Annotated in this window: 1 protein-coding gene; it reads right to left on the bottom strand. The window is 38.8% G+C overall.

Features of this window, described 5'->3' with window-relative positions; translation table 11 throughout:
• Positions 1 to 224, bottom strand: a 224-nt coding sequence (locus tag ACPYOJ_RS35745) for an SDR family oxidoreductase (RefSeq protein ID WP_481420443.1), incomplete at its 3' end; no start/stop codon positions are given.
• Positions 225 to 260: the final 36 nt, after the last annotated feature.

The following is a 260-nucleotide window of genomic DNA, read 5'->3' as shown; positions in this document are numbered from 1 at the left end:
AGATAATAAGCTCCGGAAATATCTTCAGGGATGTTTTTAAGAGTTTCGGGTTGCAAAAAGTCTAATTCCACAACTTCTATGAGCGATTCGTCTATATTTACATCTTTCGAAAAACGGCTCGCATCTCTACAGCAGCAAACGACCTTATATCCCTGCGCAGCAATCACGCTTATCATTCTTTTGCCAATGTATCCGGTAGCTCCTGTGAGTAGTATTTTTTTCATTGTAAGTGGTGTAGATTAGTTTGAATGCTTTCTGAT

Source organism: Rhizobium sp. SVR5-9E (assembly GCF_056755095.1).
This window is presented reverse-complemented; position numbering and strand designations above follow the sequence as displayed.